17 protein-coding genes and 1 pseudogene are annotated in these 17530 nt (G+C 61.3%); 15 read left to right on the forward strand and 3 right to left on the reverse strand.

Annotated features, from left to right (window positions below):
* Window positions 1-13: 13 nt before the first annotated feature.
* Window positions 14-247, forward strand: coding sequence for a hypothetical protein (locus H9X91_RS08750; RefSeq protein WP_204804381.1), 234 nt, complete (start codon window positions 14-16; stop codon window positions 245-247).
* A 154-nt stretch (window positions 248-401) separates the two neighbouring features.
* Here the strand turns inward: H9X91_RS08750 and H9X91_RS08755 are convergent, their stop codons facing one another.
* Together H9X91_RS08755 and H9X91_RS08760 are read right to left on the reverse strand one after the other, a co-directional pair.
* Complete coding sequence (locus tag H9X91_RS08755) at window positions 402-890, reverse strand: hypothetical protein (protein WP_204804394.1); 489 nt, start codon at window positions 888-890, stop codon at window positions 402-404.
* Window positions 891-1009: 119 nt separating this feature from the next.
* Complete coding sequence (locus H9X91_RS08760) at window positions 1010-1657, reverse strand: PepSY domain-containing protein (protein ID WP_204804395.1); 648 nt, start codon at window positions 1655-1657, stop codon at window positions 1010-1012.
* Window positions 1658-1914: 257 nt separating this feature from the next.
* Between H9X91_RS08760 and H9X91_RS08765 the strand changes: the two genes are divergently transcribed.
* The 6 genes from H9X91_RS08765 (at window position 1915) to H9X91_RS08790 (ending at window position 7824) form a co-directional block, all read left to right on the forward strand.
* Window positions 1915-2661 (forward strand): sigma factor, encoded by a 747-nt coding sequence (locus H9X91_RS08765; RefSeq protein WP_243414499.1) that lies wholly within the window; start codon window positions 1915-1917, stop codon window positions 2659-2661.
* Window positions 2658-3566, forward strand: coding sequence for an anti-sigma-I factor RsgI family protein (locus H9X91_RS08770; protein ID WP_204804397.1), 909 nt, complete (start codon window positions 2658-2660; stop codon window positions 3564-3566). Before H9X91_RS08765 ends, H9X91_RS08770 begins: the two co-directional genes overlap by 4 nt.
* Window positions 3567-3836: 270 nt before the next feature.
* Window positions 3837-4997: a PepSY domain-containing protein gene (locus H9X91_RS08775; RefSeq protein ID WP_204804399.1), complete on the forward strand. Its 1161-nt coding sequence runs from the start codon at window positions 3837-3839 to the stop codon at window positions 4995-4997.
* Complete coding sequence (locus H9X91_RS08780) at window positions 4966-5676, forward strand: polyphosphate polymerase domain-containing protein (protein ID WP_204804401.1); 711 nt, start codon at window positions 4966-4968, stop codon at window positions 5674-5676. The genes H9X91_RS08775 and H9X91_RS08780 overlap by 32 nt, the downstream gene beginning before the upstream one ends.
* A gap of 26 nt (window positions 5677-5702) precedes the next feature.
* Window positions 5703-6383 carry a DUF4956 domain-containing protein gene (locus H9X91_RS08785; RefSeq protein ID WP_204804402.1) on the forward strand — a complete coding sequence of 227 codons (681 nt, stop codon included), beginning with the start codon at window positions 5703-5705 and terminating at the stop codon, window positions 6381-6383.
* A 4-nt stretch (window positions 6384-6387) separates the two neighbouring features.
* Window positions 6388-7824 (forward strand): CotH kinase family protein, encoded by a 1437-nt coding sequence (locus tag H9X91_RS08790; RefSeq protein ID WP_204804403.1) that lies wholly within the window; start codon window positions 6388-6390, stop codon window positions 7822-7824.
* A 123-nt stretch (window positions 7825-7947) separates the two neighbouring features.
* Here H9X91_RS08790 and H9X91_RS08795 read toward each other — a convergent pair whose 3' ends face one another.
* The gene (locus H9X91_RS08795) at window positions 7948-9276 is read right to left on the reverse strand and encodes an RNA-binding domain-containing protein (protein WP_204804404.1); all 1329 of its coding nucleotides are present in this window, start codon (window positions 9274-9276) and stop codon (window positions 7948-7950) included.
* Between the two features lie 464 nt (window positions 9277-9740).
* On the opposite strand from H9X91_RS08795, the gene H9X91_RS08800 reads away from it, so the two are divergent.
* The 8 genes and pseudogenes from H9X91_RS08800 to H9X91_RS14800 all read left to right on the forward strand — a co-directional run.
* Complete coding sequence (locus H9X91_RS08800) at window positions 9741-10310, forward strand: DUF6100 family protein (protein ID WP_204804405.1); 570 nt, start codon at window positions 9741-9743, stop codon at window positions 10308-10310.
* A 297-nt stretch (window positions 10311-10607) separates the two neighbouring features.
* Window positions 10608-11666: a hypothetical protein gene (locus H9X91_RS08805; protein WP_204804406.1), complete on the forward strand. Its 1059-nt coding sequence runs from the start codon at window positions 10608-10610 to the stop codon at window positions 11664-11666.
* Window positions 11656-12747: an AAA family ATPase gene (locus H9X91_RS08810; RefSeq protein WP_204804407.1), complete on the forward strand. Its 1092-nt coding sequence runs from the start codon at window positions 11656-11658 to the stop codon at window positions 12745-12747. The genes H9X91_RS08805 and H9X91_RS08810 overlap by 11 nt, the downstream gene beginning before the upstream one ends.
* Entirely contained in the window at window positions 12740-12937 is a 198-nt protein-coding gene (locus H9X91_RS08815; protein ID WP_204804408.1) for an excisionase, read from the forward strand. The genes H9X91_RS08810 and H9X91_RS08815 overlap by 8 nt, the downstream gene beginning before the upstream one ends.
* A gap of 75 nt (window positions 12938-13012) precedes the next feature.
* Window positions 13013-14170: a tyrosine-type recombinase/integrase gene (locus H9X91_RS08820; protein ID WP_204804410.1), complete on the forward strand. Its 1158-nt coding sequence runs from the start codon at window positions 13013-13015 to the stop codon at window positions 14168-14170.
* Window positions 14171-14522: 352 nt separating this feature from the next.
* On the forward strand, window positions 14523-15368 hold the full coding sequence (locus tag H9X91_RS08825) for a tyrosine-type recombinase/integrase (RefSeq protein ID WP_243414500.1): 846 nt from the start codon (window positions 14523-14525) through the stop codon (window positions 15366-15368).
* A 298-nt stretch (window positions 15369-15666) separates the two neighbouring features.
* A complete protein-coding gene (locus H9X91_RS08830) occupies window positions 15667-16521 on the forward strand; it encodes a tyrosine-type recombinase/integrase (RefSeq protein ID WP_204804413.1) in 855 nt (284 codons plus the stop codon).
* Window positions 16522-16753: 232 nt separating this feature from the next.
* Window positions 16754-17257 (forward strand): annotated as a pseudogene (locus tag H9X91_RS14800) (hypothetical protein); the annotation flags it as partial.
* Window positions 17258-17530: the final 273 nt, after the last annotated feature.

Below are 17530 nucleotides of genomic sequence, written 5' to 3' on the forward strand. Positions count from 1 at the left end.
AGGGGCGAAGGCCATGAAGAGCTTGGATAAGGAACGCCGGAAGCTGGAGAAGGCCGGATTTACCGGCCAGACGCTGGAGCGGGCCATGGAACTGCTGGAGCGGACGAATGCGTCCATTCTGGCCGAGCTCCTGGTCAAGATGGTGACCAGGCAGGAAAAAACGCCGTCCATGGCGCTGCACGAGGCGGAGATCAAAATGCGGGAACTGGAGACCAAACTGGGGCTCTCACCCAAGGAACCGTCCTAAAAAAGAACAAAATGAAGTAACGGGGAGTAGGCATATGTGCCTTCTCCCCGTTGCTTTTCTGTGCCAGCCAGTCCTGCCAGCCGGCATTCCAATCGAAGAACCGTGGGGCAATTGTAAATTCATACTTCATGCCGTCCAGCAGCGGTTCCCTCTCTTAGATTGCTTGCGGCGGCTCCACACCCAAAAGGGCAAAGACGACCAGAGCCAAAATCCAGGGCAGGAAGATGACCGGCAGAAGAAGCAGTCCCTTGTGGTTCTGATAGTGGTATTCATCACAGGAAAAGAGTTTACAGGGATCGTTGATGTAGTAGAGATACAGATACAGGGGCGGCGTGGACGGGTGCTTGAAATAGGCAGTGTACCTACGCTCCTCGCCTTGGAGCGTATAACGGTAGGTAGCGTGCCAGTTGTAGTGGCCCACATCCCCGGATGGCCATTTCTTCACGATCGACGCTTTGATGATGTGGTTTCGGCTCCTGGCGATGTCCCGTTTGCGCTCCCAGCTCATACCGTGGGAGAGTCTCCCATACAGCGGGACCGCGACAAAATACCCTCCGATCAGGACGGCAAATACCAGCGCCCATTTGAGCCAGTTGACGGGATCGTCTGTAAACATATGGATCAGTGCCTCTCGGATGCTCATATAGGACACTCCCTTACCTGTTTTCCCTTGGACGGTATAGTATTCCGGGGTCTCCGCAGGACAGATGCCTGTTTCCGGTACCTGCAGCCAAATCCGCATGTTGCAGCAGGCTGTGGGCATCAATCCCGCAGGTCAGCGTTCCAGTCGAAGATCCGCCCTGTCTGCGGATCGATTTCAAACTCATATTCCATGCCATCCAGGAACAGCTCTCCCTCGTAGCGGCCCCGGCCGTCGCCGGACTCCTCCCAGATGTCCACGTCCGCCGCGCTGGCGCCGGGGATCTTGCCGGCCACGATGGAAGCGGCCTCTTCCGCCGTGACGGGGGAGCCGCCCAGGGCGTCCAGCCACTCCTCGTCCACCTCGTAGTCCGCCCCCACGATGCGTCCGTCGGCCATGGCCACCTCAAAGTCGTAGTCGCCGTAGTCCGTCTCGAACTCGATGTCGTAGAGGGGGATGCCGTTGTCGCTGTCGGTCTCGGTTTTGACGTTGTATGCGTCCCCCTCCGGCACCCCGGCGTTGGCCAGAGCGATGGCCAGGGCCTCCTCCCGGCTGATTTCCCCGGCGGCGACTTCCCCCTCCGGGGCGGGGGACACAGGCGGCGTCTGCCCCTGGCCGGCGGGCGTTTCCGGAACGGAGGACGCCGGGGGAGTCTGGCCGCCGGAGGGAGCTGTCCCGCCGGGTGCGGTATCGCCCGCCTGTCCGCCGCAGCCGGTCAGGCAGGCCAGCAAAAGCGCCGCTGTCAAACCGAAAGAAATGATCTGTTTCATCCTGCGCACCCCTCTCTGCTTTTGTGTCCCTATCCTATCACAGAGGGCTTCGATACACAACCCATCCAAGGGAACGCAAGACCGCCCCATCCGTTTCTTTACATACATTTGACAAAGATTTGACATCCAGACGGTCGCGTTTCCGTTTCGCAGCCGCTAAACTTTACAATAGCGTTTTTTACCCTTTGAAATTTTCTGCTGTGACCCCGAAAATCCGGCGGCGTATCCGTATCCTTCTGCCGGAGGGGGATGGAGGGATGGCAATGGTGCGCACGGAGCACGACATCGTTTCCCAGGTGCAATCGGCCAAGACGGACTCAGAGGCGGCGGACGCCCTCATCCGTCAGTACATGGGCTTTATCCGCTCGGAGACGGTGAAGTTTCTCCACACCGCCCCGGAAAACGGCCACGAGGACGAGCTGAGCATCGCCATGCTGGCCTTCTATGAGGCGATCCTGGCCTATGAGAAGAGCCGGGGCGCCTTTCTGCCCTACGCCGCCCGTGCTATTAAAAACCAGCTCATCGACCACTACCGGACAGAGAAGCACCACGGCAACGTGATCTCCCTCCACACCCCTCTGGGCGGGGAGGAGGACGGCGGCGAGCTGCTGGACACCATCCCCGACACCGTGGACCATGCCGGGGACTATGTGGTGCGCACCGCCAGCCAGCGGGAGATCCAGGAGTTCTCGGAGAAGCTGGCCCAGTTCGGCCTGACCTTCTCCGATGTGGCGGACAACTGCCCGCGCCAGGAGCGGACCTTCGCCGCCTGCCGCCGGGTGCTGGACTTCGCCCGGACCCAGCCGGAGCTGCTGAAGCGGGTGGAGGACACGGGCAAGCTGCCCATGGGGGAGCTGTCCGCCGGCTCCGGCACCGACAAAAAGACCATGGAGCGGCACCGGAAGTACCTGGTGGCCATCCTGCTGGCCTTCACCAACGGCTATGAGATCATCCGGGGCCACCTGTGCCAGGTGGGCCCCAAGAGAGGGGGCGACGAAGCGTGAACTATCTGGTCATGGAGGTGCATCCGGCCTACGCGGTGGTGCTGGACGAGGAGGGCCGCTTTTTGAAGGCCGCCAACTTGCGCTATCAGGTGGGGGACACGGTGCGGGACATCGTGGAGCTACGGCGTCCCAAGGAAAAACGCCCCGCCCTGTGGAAGCCCCTGTCCGGCGTTGCCGGCCTGGCCGCCTGCCTGTGCATCGTATTCTTCGGCTATTACCAGCCCAACTTCACCCCCTACGGCGCCCTGCGCATCCAGATCAACCCAGACGTGGAGCTCACCCTCAGCCGCACCGACCGGGTGTTGGAGCTGGAGGGGCTCAACGCGGACGGTCGGGTCCTGATCGAGGGCTACGACTATGGGGGCAAGGACCGGGAGGACGTGACGGAGGAGCTGGTGGAGCGGGCCATCGATATGGGCTACCTCTCCGGCGGGGAGACGGTGTCCATCACAGTTACCAGCGCCGACGCCGACTGGCAGGCCCGGGAGGAACAGGCGGCCCGGGAGGATCTGGAGGAGCGGTACGGGGAGACCATCGTGATCCAGATCGGCCCCACTGACGAGAAGCCGCCGGTCACTGAGGTAGTCATCCCGGTGACGCCCCCCGAACCGGAGCCTACCCCAGAACCGCCTCCGGAGCAGGTCGATCCACCCGCCGCCCCGGATGATACGGATGACCGCCCCGACAGCGGCGGTGCGACCGGTTATCAGGATACCGATTACGGCCCTGACGCGGATGGGATCACCGACTATGAAGATACGGATTACGGTCCTTACAGCGACGGCGTCACCGACTATGAAGATCGGGACGATGGCGACGACCAGGACGATGACGATGATGACGGGAACCATGACGACGATGATGACGACGGCGACGATGACGAAGATTGGAATGATGACGATTAACGCAGAAAAATTTCCGCCGCGGCCCCGGTTTTGGAGATCGGCCGCCGTATCCTTCTAGTGTAAGCCAAGGAAAATCAAAAACTCCCACTTCCCTTTTGTGTTCCTGAATTCAAAATTTTCCATAGCGTTCCCGCCCCCTGCGGGGGCGGGAACACATAAAAGAATTGGAACATAAAAAAGTTTTCCCAGACCCCGGTTTTTCGGCAACGGCTCCGTAATCTAAAATCAGAACACAAAACTGAAACACCATTTTTTGAGGAGATGAAAGACATGAAACAGAACATCCGCATCAAATTGTTTGGCCTGACTCTGACCGCCGCCCTGGCCCTGACCGCTCTGACCGCCTGCGGGAACAGCGCCGGCACAGCGGCCCTCCCCGAGACCTCCGGCACCAGCACCCCCCTCCTGGAAGAGAGCGGCGGCGCCGTGGGCACTGTCCTGCTCAGTGTGAACCCGGAGATCGAGATGGACTATGACGACGCTGGCAACGTGGTGGCCCTCACCGGCCGCAACCAGGAGGCCCAGACCCTGCTGGCCTCCTACACCGGCTACCAGGGCCGGCCCTGTACCCAGGTGGTGGGAGAGCTGGTGGACGAGATCAATGCCCTGGGCTACTTCGACGCCACCGTGGGCGGCCACGAGAAGAACATCATCCTGAAGCTGGAGCGGGGCTCCGCCTACCCCAATGACCAGTTCCTCAATGAACTGGCCGAGGCGGTCCGGCTGGTGGTGGAGACCGACCAGATCGGCTCTCAGCCCGTGACCCTGGACCAGGACGACTACGACGACGCCTACGGGGACAAGGGGTACATCAACGCCTCCGCCGCCCAGAGCATCCTCTCCACCCAGCTGGGCCGGGACGACCTGCAGTTCGTGGAGAAGGAGTACGACCTGGACGACGGGGAGTACGAGGTGGAGTTCGTTCTGGACGGCGTGGAGTACGAGTACGAGGTGAATGCCTACACCGGCAAGGTCACCGAGATGGATGCGGAGTTCCAGGACTATGACGACACCGACTATGGCCCCAACAGCGACGGGATTACCGATTACGGCGTCACCGACTACGACGATACCGACTACGGCCCCAACGCCGACGGCATTACCGACTACGACGACACGGACTACGGCCCCAATGCCGATGGCATCACCGATTACGACGACACGGACTACGGCCCCAATGCCGATGGCATCACCGATTACGACGACACGGACTACGGCCCCAACGCCGACGGCATCACCGATTACGACGATACCGACTACGGTCCCAATGCCGATGGCATCACCGACTACGACGACTGGGGTGATGACGACGACTGGTACGGCGACCCCACCGGCGAGGATCACTGGGACGACGATGACGACGGCTGGGACGACACGGACTACGCCGACCGGGACGACGATGACGACTGGGACGACGATTGGGACGACTGAGCCCCTCCGCCTGCGCCACGAGGTCAAGCACCAGCTCTCTCCCCAGGAGGATCTGGTGCTTACCTCCCGGCTTCAGAAGCTCTTTCCCCGGGACGGCCACGCCGGGCCGGACGGCTCCTACCGGGTGACCAGCCTGTATTTCGACACCCCCTACGATACCGCCCTCCGGGAGAAGCTGGACGGGGTGGACCGGCGGGAGAAGTTCCGCCTGCGATACTACGGGGAGCGCCCGGATTTTCTCAAGCTGGAGAAGAAGTGGAAGGTCAACGGCCTGTGCGGCAAGCGTTCCGCCCGCTTGACTTTGGAGGAGGCGGAGCGGCTGCTCTCCGGGGAGGACGCCTTCCTTCTGGAGCGGGGTGAGCCCCTGCTGTCGGAGCTGTACCACAAGCTCCATGGGACGCTGTTGCGGCCCAGGACGGTGGTGTGCTATGACCGGGAGGCCTTCCTGTACGCCCCCGGAAATGTCCGAGTGACCCTGGATCGGAACCTGCGCACCTGCGGGGACAGCGCCGGCTTCCTGTCCCCCGGTTTGTTCCCTCTGAAACCTCTGGACGCTTTGACGGTACTGGAGGTCAAGTACGACGCCTTTCTCCCCGACCTGGTGCGCCTGGCCGTCCAAACCCCGAATCGCCGGGCGGCGGCCTGTTCCAAATACGCCCTGTGCCGGCGGTTCGACTGAGAACGAAGAAAAGAGGAGTGGTTGCCATGCCCACGTTCACCTTTCAGGACATCTTCAAATCCAGCTTTCTGGAGCGGCTGGACGCGGTCTCCCTGCCGGACGCCGTCATCGCCCTGGCGCTGGCCTTTTGCCTGGGCCTGTTCATCTTCCTGGTCTATAAAAAATGCTACGCCGGCGTCATGTACGCCCCCAGCTTCGGGGTGACCCTCATCGCCCTCACCCTCATCACCACCCTGTTGATCCTGGCGGTGACCAGCAACATCGTCCTCTCCCTGGGCATGGTGGGCGCCCTGTCCATCGTCCGCTTCCGCACCGCCATCAAGGAGCCCATGGATATCGCCTTCCTGTTCTGGGCCATCGCGGCGGGCATCGTGCTGGCGGCGGGGCTCATCCCCCTGGCGGTGGTGGGTAGCCTATTTGTGGGGGTGGTGCTGCTGGTGTTCTCCCGGCAGAAGAACGGGGAGTCCCCCTACATCCTGGTGATCCACTGCGCCGACCAGGATGTGGAGGGACAGGTGCGGGCCCTGGTGGAGGCCCGAGTGCGGCGGCTGAACCTGAAGAGTAAAAGTGTGGCTCCGGGCCAAATCGAGCTGAACTACGAGGTGCGCCTGCGGGACGCCGACACGGAGTTCGTCAATGAGCTGGGGGCCATGGAGGGCGTGAGGAACGTGGTGTTGGTCTCCTACAACGGGGACTACATGGGGTGAGGTCATGATCCGCCACCGGCATATCGATCTTATCTGCGGCGGGGCGATCTTATTGGCCCTGGTTCTCACCGGCCTGCTCTGCTTCGGGGAGGCCCTGGGTCTCCGGCCCGCCAGCTCCGCGCCTGGGTATGCCTATCGCCTCTTTGACGACAAACAGGTCCACACCGTGGACCTGCGGGTGGAGGACTGGGCGAGCTTTCTGGAAAACGCCCCGGCGGAGGCTTATATCCCCTGCACTGCGGTCATCGACGGAGAGGAATTTTACCAGGTGGGCCTGCGGGCCAAGGGGAACAACTCCCTCCGGCTGACGGAGGAGTACGGCCTGTCCCGGTACAGCCTGAAGCTGGAATTCGACCACTATGTGGACGGCGGGAATTACCACGGACTGGACAAGCTCTCCCTGGATGCCTCCTTCCAGGACAACAGCTACCTCAAGACCTACCTGGCCTACCACATGATGGCCTACATGGAGGCGCCGGCCCCTCTGTGCAGCTATGCCTGGGTGACGGTGAACGGCGCCCCCTGGGGGCTGTTCCTGGCCATCGAGGAACCGGAGGAGGCTTTTGCCCGGCGGAACTTCGGCCCGGATCACGGAGCGCTCTATAAGCCGGACTACCACTCCCTGAACGCGGAGAACGCCGACGTGGCCCTGTGGTACACAGGGGACGATCCCGCCCTCTACCCCAATATTTTCGACAACGCCAAGTTCTCCACCGACGGGGCGGACCGGGAGCGGCTGATCCAGGCCCTGCGGGTGCTGTCCACCGGGGAGGACCTGGAGACAGCAATCAACGTGGACGAGGTGCTACGGTATTTTACCGTCCAGGTGTTCGTCATGAACTGGGACAGCTACCTGGGCCACACCGGACACAACTACTTCCTCTATGAGGAGGACGGGGTGATCTCCATCCTGCCCTGGGACTACAACCTGGCCTTCGGCACCTACGCCCTGGGCATGACCGATCCCATCCGGGACCCCGACGTACTGATCAACTGGCCCATCAACACCCCCGCCCGGGGGGAGACCATGCTGAAACGCCCCCTCTATCACAATCTGATGAAAAACAACGACTATTTTGCTCGGTATCACGCCTATTTCGACCATCTGCTCACGGAGTATTTCGAGAGCGGCCGGTATGAGGCGGTCATCCGGCAGACCCAGGCCATGATCGCCCCCTATGTCCAGGCCGACCCCACCGCCTTCTGCTCCTATGAGGACCACCTGCTGGCGGTGGACACCCTGCTGGAGGTGTGCCGCCTGCGCTCGGAGAGCGTCCGGGGACAGTTGGAAGGAGACTATCCCGCCACCCTGGCCCAGTGGGCGGAACGCCCGGTGTTCGGGGTGGACGCTTCCCATGTGGACCTGCGGGCCCTGGGGGATTTCGATGACCTGGAGGCGGCAAGGGAGCGGCAGGATGAGGCCGCGGCGGTGGTGGAGTGACGCAGGGAAAGAACATGGAATGAGTTTCAGAACAGATCCACGCCAATTTGGTGCTTGATAAACGAAAAAATCAGGCCGCCGGTTCCTTTCGGAACCGGCGGCCTGATTGCAATTTCACCGTTGTCACATTTCCGCCAGATAATACCGCAGGTTCTTCGCCGTTCCTTGCTTTTCCAGCAGGCCGTCCCGGGTCATCTCCCGCAACAGCAGGATCGCCGTGGCCTGGGAGACGCCCAGCGCCGCCTCCACGTCCTTCCGGACGACCCAGCCGTTCTCTCTGCACAGCCCGATGACCTTCTGCACCCGGGCCTCTCTCTTGCCCAAACTGGTGGCTGGCCGGGCAGGCGGGGCATTTTCTGCTTCGCGGCTGAAATTCAGGTTCGGCAGGGTGATCTTGAAGGCATGGTCGGTGGCCTCGATAGCCGGCTGCACCGCCGCGCCGGCGTAGCACTCGTGGATACGGAGAATGCCGGTTCCGTAGGCCTCGATCAGCCGCAGGCGGTAGAAGATGTTGGCCAGGTCAGGGTTACGCAGCACTGATACGCCCAGGCGGATGTCCTCCAGCCCGATGCCCCTGGCCAGGCCGCCGATGGTGACGAACTCGATCCGATCCTCAAAGATACTAATAAGGGTAGGGCCGCTGAAGGCGTAGTCCCGGTGGACCAGGGCGTTGAGCAGCGCCTCCCGCACGGCCTCGGGCGGGTAGTCCCGGATATCCACCCGGTCCAGGCCGGAGAACTCCGCCCGGGTGCGGTTGAATCGGTCGATATAGCCGTAGGCATCCTCCAGTTGCTGGAGCAGAGAGCCGGTCAGCTCCTGCCGGTCCTTGAAGACCGACTTTTTGCTGCCCTCGAAGACCGCCAGCTTGACGGTGTGGTTGCACTGGTCTGAGAGCAGGAATGCCAGGTTGGTGTATGTACCGTCCGGACCTATCAGATGGAGCGTGCGCATCTGAGACGGGCCGAAGGCCACGTTCCGGCTCCGGAAAAACGCCGAGGCCTGCTCAAAGGTGAGTCGCTGCTCCAGGGAGCGGGCGGCCTCGTAGCTGTCGCCGCTGGTCTCCTTGATCATGTCCAGAATTGCCGCTTCGCTGGCGGGGACGGTGGAGGCCCCTTGACGGACAAAGACACCCTCCGGGCGGATACCCTTGCTGTGGAGGTAGTAAGGCCGGGCCGTTCCCCGCTGGACCCGGACGCAGATCACCGGCTTTCCCTCCATGGTCTCACAGCGGCACTCCAGGAACATCGTCAGGTCCGGGCGCACGGCGTCCCGGATGGCGTTGGTGACCCGGAGCATGGTGCCGTCTGCGTCGTCCACGCCGCGCACCGTGCCGTCGTCCTCAATGCCCACATAGAGGGTGCCGCCGTCGCAGTTGGCGAAGGCGATGGCGGTATTCTTGATGTCGTCCACATACTCCCGCTTCAGCTCGGTCGTTTTGTTTTCCGTGAACATGATGAACCTCCCACAAGCAATCTAATAATCTGATAATTATTATATTAGATTTCCGCGGGATTGCAAGGGGATTTTGTCTCCATGGAGCTATTTTATTGGACCATGCCGCTCAGGCTGTGAACGCAAAAGTCCTCGTACAGCGTATCTGGTTTTCTGATTTGCGTTCAGCGTAGACCTAATGTCGAGCCGCGGTTTTCCGCGCCGCCGAAGGTTTGCGCTGAACGTATTTTTGCGCCCGGCTGAAATTTTCCAAAAAAGTTTTTCTAAGGGGGCAAAAACAGGGAGCCTTTTCTCCATTTATTATGAAAGGGCAATCACGGGCGCCTCCGCCGGCAGGAGTTTTGAAAAATTTTTGCCGGGAGGGGGTGAAAATACTCCCTTCATTTCTACATGCTTAATGAAGGGGCTTTTCAGGAGGCTTCCCGCCCCGAGCCCTTATCCTGTTATGAGAGAAGGTCTTTCCCATGAAATCACACGATCCGATCCGCAGCGAACGGCGCCTGTTGGAGGCTCTCCGAGCCGCGGAGACGGCGACGCTCGCCCTGCGGGACTATGCCGCCACCGTCCTGCCGCCGGGACCGCCCGCAGCGGGAGGCCCGTCCATCGGCGAGGAGGCGCCTGCCAGGGTGGAGCTGCTGGAGGGCGGCTGGCTGGCCGTCACCCTGGAGGCCGTCCTGCCCCGCCGGGGCGACAGCGACCGCAGCCGCTTCCTGGCCCACTCCCTGCGCGCAGCCATCCGCCGGGCGTTCCCGGACCGGCTGCCGCCCAAGTTCCACATCTGCGTCCTGGCCTATGAACATATCTACGGCCCGGGCCGCCGCTTTTTGGACCACGACAACCTGGAGCTGAAGCACTGCCAGGATGTGCTGGAGGCGGCGTTCCTCACCAACGATACCTCCGCCCTCTGCTCCGCCTTCCAGTGCAGCCACCGGGGCGAACGGAACGCCACCCGCATCTGGGTCCTGCCCGCCGAGGCGTTCCCCAAGTGGCTGGAGAGCCATCGGGAGTCCTGGGCCGGACCACCGGAAACCTGAAACAATAGCGGAAAAATGATCCGAAAAAACATACCGATTTCTGATTTTTCGCGCCTGCAGATTTTCGGTGCCGCTTTTTGGCCGGAAAGCCAGTATCCCCAAGGGGGCCGGCCGCGGACTTCCAACGCCGTTGGGATCTTTATGGTTTTGAGGCAGTGCGGCAGCGGCAGTCTGTCGGACAGAGCCTGTGCCGGACAGATCCCGCGGGGAATGGCGGCAGTCTGGGCAAGGAGCTCAGTGTGAAAAGAGCCGCGGGCTGTAGAGATCGCAGTACTTAAGATATGAGGATGATACAAGATGAAATGGAATACAGAATATTTTGGCTTTCGCCTGCTGGTGTTCGTGGGGTTCTGCGGCGAGGTGCCGGTGGCGCTGCTGCGGAAGGCGGGCGGCTGCTATGACTATCGCCGGCGGGTGGTAACGGAGCTGGTGCGGACGGGATATCTGAAGGAGCGGAAGTTCCGGGGAGAGCGCCGCCGTGTGGTCCGCTCCCTGTCTCTGACCAGCAGGGGGCTGAACCAGATCCAACACCTCTCTCCCGGCCGGGCGGAACAGATCCGGGCACGCCTGCTGGCTCCGGCCGACGGCCAGGGGGACTGGAGACGGACCCAGCGGCTCCACCGGAACGCCGCCTGCCTGCTGCTGGCCCACCAGCTGGGGGCACGATGGGTCCCGGGCAGGCGCAGGGACGACGCCAGGCGGAAGGAGCTGGTCTATTACAGCGCCTATGAGCTGAACAAGGTCTGCGGCAAGGACAACAAGTCCGCCCGGGTGTCCGGGGTGCTGCTGACGCCTGGCGAGCGCTATTACGCCCTCTATTACCTGGGCCGCCGGAATATGCGGTGGAACCCCGAGACGGAACTGCTGTTCCGGGATCAGTTCGAGCAGTCGGAGGCCGGGGCCGGCTTTTCCTACAGCGGCAGCATCCTGCTGGGGGAAGCGTGGGAGCAGGCCGCCGACCTGGTGCCCCATGCACTGAATCCGCGCAGCCGACTGATCCGCTTTGCCCGGGAGGACTTCTTCTACTACATCGCCTTTGACGAGAACGGACGCCGGCTGCTCCGAGCGATCCTGGACGAGCACTGCCTCTACCGGCTCCAGCAGTACCTGCTGCGGGAGGCGCACTGCCCGGTCACCAACGAGCCTGTGTACCTGTTTCCCCTGGAGCTGCTGGCGGGATTCTATCAGTCGCCGGGAGAACGTCAATACCATGTTCGGCCGGGTTATGGCTGCTTCTTCGATTTCCAGATGCCTGCCATGAAGCGACTGTGCAACACCGGAGCGGAGCTGATCTCCCTGCCCGGCAGCCTGCTGGCCGGTCTGGATCGGAAGGAGGGGGAGCGGAATGGATCGTGATAAGATCATCACTGCCGCCGAGCTGATGGATATGCAGTTCCTGCCCCGTTCCACGGTGGTGGACGGGATGCTCCCCGCCGGGTGCTACATTCTGGCGGGAGCACCCAAGGTGGGCAAGTCCTTCCTCATGGCCCAGCTGTGCTGGTGCGTGGCCACGGGGACCCCCTTCCTGGGACAGCCCACCCACCGCTCCCAGGTGCTGTATCTGTCTCTGGAGGACACGGGGGAGCGCGTCCAGGGCAGGCTGATCCGGATGTTCGGTGTGGAGCACCCAGTGGGACGCCTCCATCTGAAATTTGGAACCGACCTGCGTGGGAGAGACCTGCTGGCGATGCTGGAGGGTTTCTTCATGGGTCACCCAAGCGTCCGCCTCGTCGTCATCGACACCTTTCAGCGGGTGCGGGAGGGCAGCGGCGCCCAGTACAGCTACCAGAGCGACTACGAGGAGATCCGTCCCTTCAAGGAATTTACCGACATCCACGACGTGGCGCTGATCCTGGTCCACCACACCCGGAAGAACACGGAGAGCGAGAACTCCTTTGACCGGATCAGCGGCACCAACGGCCTGCTGGGGGCGGCGGACGGGGCCTTCCTGCTGTACCGGGAGAAGGGTCGTGTGATCCTGGACCAGACCGGGCGGGATCTGCCGGGACAGCGGATGATCCTGGACTTTGACCCGCAGCGCTGCCTGTGGACGGTGGTGAGCCGGGAGGCGGAGATCGCGGAGCCGCCTGAGCCGCTGCTGGATCTCGTCGACCAGGCGATTGGCGGGGGCTGGCAGGGGACAGCCACAGAGCTGCTGGAGCGGCTGCGCCGGCTGGACCCGGAGCTCCCCTACCGGGCCAATACGCTGACCCGGAAGCTCAACGCCCTCACCCGCCGGCTCAAGGAGGAGAAGGGTATCGAATACTGGAAGTCCCGGAGACCGGAGAGCCGGCAGCTCACCTTCCTGCGCACGGAGGACGAGGAGGAAGATGAGGAGCGTGACGATGATGACGATGATGACGATTCCGCCCCCGCGGGGGAAATACCGTCATTACCGTCATTGGGATCAGAGAGCGGTGGTGATGGGGATGGCTGAGATAGTTCCAGTCTGGGAGAAAGCCAACCTGACCCTGGAGGAGGCCGCGGCCTACTTCGGCATCGGCATCAACAAGCTCCGGGATCTGACCAACGAGGAAAGCTGTCCCTTCGTGCTCTGGAATGGAAGCAAACGGCTGATCAAACGAAAAGCGCTGGAGAAATATTTGGAGACTGCCTATTCCATATAGGTGGTAAAATCCAAGGCTGTATGGTAAAATCAGATACAGCCTATCGAGCGCTTTTCGAGAAAGGAGGATCAAAACTTGTCCGAAAAGCGCCGGGATCAGAGAGGCCGTATTCTGAAAACAGGCGAGAGCCACCGGAAAGACGGCCTCTATATGTTTCGCTATACCGACACCCGAAAGCAGCGCAGATACATCTATGCCAGGTCACTGGAGGAGCTGCGCCGGAAGGAGGCCGAGATCCAGAGGGACCTGGCGGACGGGATCGACTATGCCGCCGGGGAGATGACAGTACTCGAACTTGTCACCCGGTATATGGATCTGAAGCGCACCCTGAAGGAAAACTCCTATCGCGCCTATGATACGGTCATCAACCGTATGCGGAAGGACCCCTTCAGCCAAAAGCAGATCCGGCAGATCAAGCCCTCCGACGCCAAGGCCTGGTTCGTCTCCCTCCACGACCGGGGGTACAAGCAGAGTACCATCAGCACGGTGCAGTGCGTGGTCCGCCCCGCCTTTGAAATGGCTGTGGACGATGACATGATCCGCAAGAACCCGTTCAAATTCAAGCTCTCGGACGTGATCCCCAAGGATGCCTTTGTGCGGACGGCCCTCACCCGGGAGCAACAGGACCTGTATCTCCAGTTTTTCCAGGAGTACGGCGGCGGGAGCTATTACGACGACATCGTGATCCTGCTGGGCACCGGGCTGCGGGTCAGCGAACTGTACGGCCTCACCAAGGCGGATCTGGATTTTACCCGCCGCTGTCTCTATGTGAGGCGCCAGCTGTGCCGAACAGCCAACCGGCCCTATTTCATCACCAGCCCCAAAACCAAGAGCGGGATCCGCACCATCCCCATGACGGACATGGTCTACATGGCCCTCAAGCGGGTGCTGAAGGATCGGACGCCGCCCAAGACAGAGATGGTGGTGGACGGGTGCAGCGGCTTCCTGTTCCTGGATAAGGACGGCAGGCCAAAGGTGGCCATGCATCTGGAGAACTACATGCGTCTTCTCCAGCGGAAACACCGGTGGGCCCTGGGGGAGGACTTTCCCGTGGTCACGCCCCATGTGCTGCGGCATACCTTCTGTACGAATCTGCAGCGGGCGGGCATCGACATCAAGAGTTTGCAGTACCTCATGGGACACTCCAGCGCCAGCGTCACCCTGGATGTCTACACCCACACGGACTACAACTCCGTCAAGCACGCCTTTGATCAGATCGCAGCCAACCTGTGACAGGATCAAAACCGGACATTTTCCATACACCGCTTCTTACACCATTTGCGTCGAGACTTATCCATATCTGTGTAGATTTACGGGAGATCCGAACTTCGGACGCGCACCCCAAAATCCCGCAAAATCCCTGCGGCAGAAGGGATACGGAGGCTTGTACACATCTGCGTGGGCAGCCTCAAAATCCCCGGGAAGGGCGGGCGGCATGTACGAAGCCCTAAGAGAACCGCAAGCCCCACGGCCCAGTGCCGTGGGGCTTTTCTTCTTTTCTGTCCTGTGTTTCTTCTTCAGCAGATGAATCCTTCCCCCGCCGCGGGGTAAAATAGCAGGAGAATACATGCAGGAGGCAGAGTGGATGAACGACGCGACGATCACCAAAACGCAGATGCAGGCATTCCGGGACCAGCTGTGCTGGGAGGAGAAGAGCCCCGGCACCATGGAGAAGTACTGCCGGGACGTGGCGGCCTTTGCCGCCTGGCTGGGAGAGCGCCCCCTCACCAAGGATGCGGCGGGGGCCTGGAAGGCCGCCCTGCTGGCCGGCGGACAGGCCCCGGCCACCATCAACGCCAAGCTGGCGGCGCTGAACCGCTTCTTCTCCTTTCTGGGCCGGCCGGAGCTGCGGGTCCGCCCGCTGCGCATCCAGCGGCGGCTGTTCCGGGATGACAGCCGGGACCTGACCCGGGAGGAGTACGACCGCCTGCTGGGCGCCGCCCGCGCCCTGGGCCGGGAGCGGCTGGCCCTGCTGCTGGAGGCCATCTGCGCCACCGGCATCCGGGTCAGCGAGGTCCGCTATCTCACGGTGGAGGCCGCCCTGGCAGGCAGGGCCGTGGTCCGCCTGAAGGGCAAGATCCGCACCATCCTGCTGCCCGGCAAGCTGTGCCGGAAGCTGCTGAAGTACGCCCGGAAGCAAAAGACCGCCTCCGGCGAGATCTTTCTCACCAGAAGCGGCCGCGGCCTTTCCCGCCGGCAGATCTGGGCGGAGATGAAGTCGCTGTGCGCCCGGGCCGGGGTGGAGCCCACCAAGGTCTTTCCCCACAACCTGCGGCACCTGTTCGCCCGGACGTTCTACCGGGTCTGCCGGGACGTGGCCAAGCTGGCGGACGTCCTGGGCCACAGCAGCATCGAGACCACCCGCATCTACCTGATCTCCACCGGCGCGGAGCACGCCGGCACGCTGGAGCGGATGGGGCTGGTCTGCTAGCCGGGAATAGGACGGAATCAACATTCCGACATAATCAATAGTAAAAAAATAACCTACCGTACATATTTATATCCAAATTTTAGCACAAAGCATATCGCCCCGCAAGTGTCTTTTGCGGATTTAGGCAGCAGAAAAAAGCCGGAAATGTGTCGAATTTTGCCCGGCTTCTGTTTTTGCGTCTTTTTTGCGCCCATGCGCTCCGCATGGGCGGTTTTTTTGCCCTCTCCTCCCTCCGCCCCCGCCGTCCTCCGGACCGACGCGGGATGGAATGTTGATTCCGTTGATAGGGGGTGGGGCGATGCGGAGCACAGCGGTACGGGCGCCGCGGACCGCGCCGGACCGGTCCGGCGCCGAGATCACGCCGGAGGCGATCCGGGCCTATCTGGACACGCTCTCCGGCCGGGGCCGCAGCCGGGGCACCATCCAGGTCTATGCCGCCCGGCTGGAGGCGCTGTACGCCGGCCTGCCGCCGGACAAGCGCATCTCCCCGGGGACTCTGGCCGCCTGGCGGGAGACGCTGCTGGCCCAGGGCTACTCCCCCGGCACCGTCAACACGCACCTCTCCGCCGCCAACGGCCTGCTGGACTATCTGGGCCGCAGGGATCTGCAGCTGGTGGGCCAGCTGGAGCCGGAGCCCGCGGTCCGGCCGGAGCTGACCCGGGCGGAATATCTGCGGCTGCTGCAGGCGGCCCGGTCGCTGGAGAAGGAGCGGACGTACCTGCTGGTAAAGGTGTTCGCCCTGCTGGGCCTGCCGGTGGGCGAGCTGCCCCGGCTGACGGTGGAGCAGGTGCAGGCCGGGCAGGTGTTGGCGCGCGGGAACGGCGCGCAGTGGTATGAGGCCATCCCCAGGTGTCTGGAGCAGGAGCTGCGGGCGTATATCCGCCGGCGCGGCCTGCTGTCAGGCCCTGTGTTTGTGACCCGGAACGGAAAGGCCATGAGCCGGACCCAGGTGACGTCGGAGATCCAGTCTCTCTGCCGGGACGCCCGGGTGGACGAGGCAAAGGGGAACCCCCGGTGCCTGCGGAAGCTGTACCTGGCCACCCGGACGGATATTGAGCGGAGCGTGCGGCTCCTGGCGGAGCAGGCCTATGAGCGGGTCCTGGACGCCGAACAGCTGGCTGCCGGATGGGGGGAGGGAGTGAACTGCCGGTAAGATTTGGGGAACTCCTGCCGGAGCGGGCAGGAACAATTTGGAATTAGGAGGAATGAAAATGAAGCGACGTATCATTGCAGCCCTGATGGCTCTGTGTCTGTGCATCGGGCTGCTCCCGGCCACCGCCCTGGCGGTGGAGGGGCCGGAAGTGACAGGCGAGGGTCCTTATGATGGCTTAGGTACTAATTTGGTATATTTTCATATTGGAACTACAGACATCTATAAGATGGCAATGCTGAAAGATTCTTCTGTAACTGCCAAAACAGATATTGATTCTGTAAAGATTAATTTTACAGACGAATCACGGGAATTGACAAATACGGACCCATTGGATAATAAAATCTATAGTGCATACTGGCATAATATATTAGGTATCCAGGCCCAGAAGGCAAATCCAAGCGACTTGGTATCTGTTGAAATTTCCTATGAGGAAAAGAGCGTTACCTTAAATGCTAATGAACTTCGATTGATTGGAGATCATCCTTGGACTAACGCAACAGGACTATATCATATCCAAGCCAAGGATAGCAGCCGTCATATTGTTGCTTTTTATGACTCGAGAGATTCTTCAACAGGTGATGACGGTATATTTTGGTTGTATCACGTTGCCATTGTTGACAACAATTCTACTGTGACAAACTGGCCCAAGGATCCGGAGTATATTTCTTATACGTTCGGCAACTGGAGTACAGAAAAAGAAGGCGGGTCTCAATTTACGCAGGCTACCGTTGTCAATGCAGATACCGAAGCATTCGCACAGAAGCTGTCTGGTGTTGATGTACATGCAGGCACCAGAATCCGCATTATGAATGAAAATGATGCGATTCTTACCAGATATGTCGAACTCTACAACGCCGAGAATGATCCCGATATTACCATCAACGATATTAACCGCGAAAGTGTCAAAATTGCAGTACATGGAACTAATGGTTCTACTAATCCCGATTATTTTGTGAGCGAGATTGATCATAATGGATGGGAAGATGGATACTATCTGGTTTTCAATCGT

Origin of the sequence: Oscillibacter valericigenes (genome assembly GCF_016902445.1) — a bacterium.
In the GTDB taxonomy this organism is placed as follows: domain Bacteria; phylum Bacillota; class Clostridia; order Oscillospirales; family Oscillospiraceae; genus Oscillibacter; species Oscillibacter avistercoris.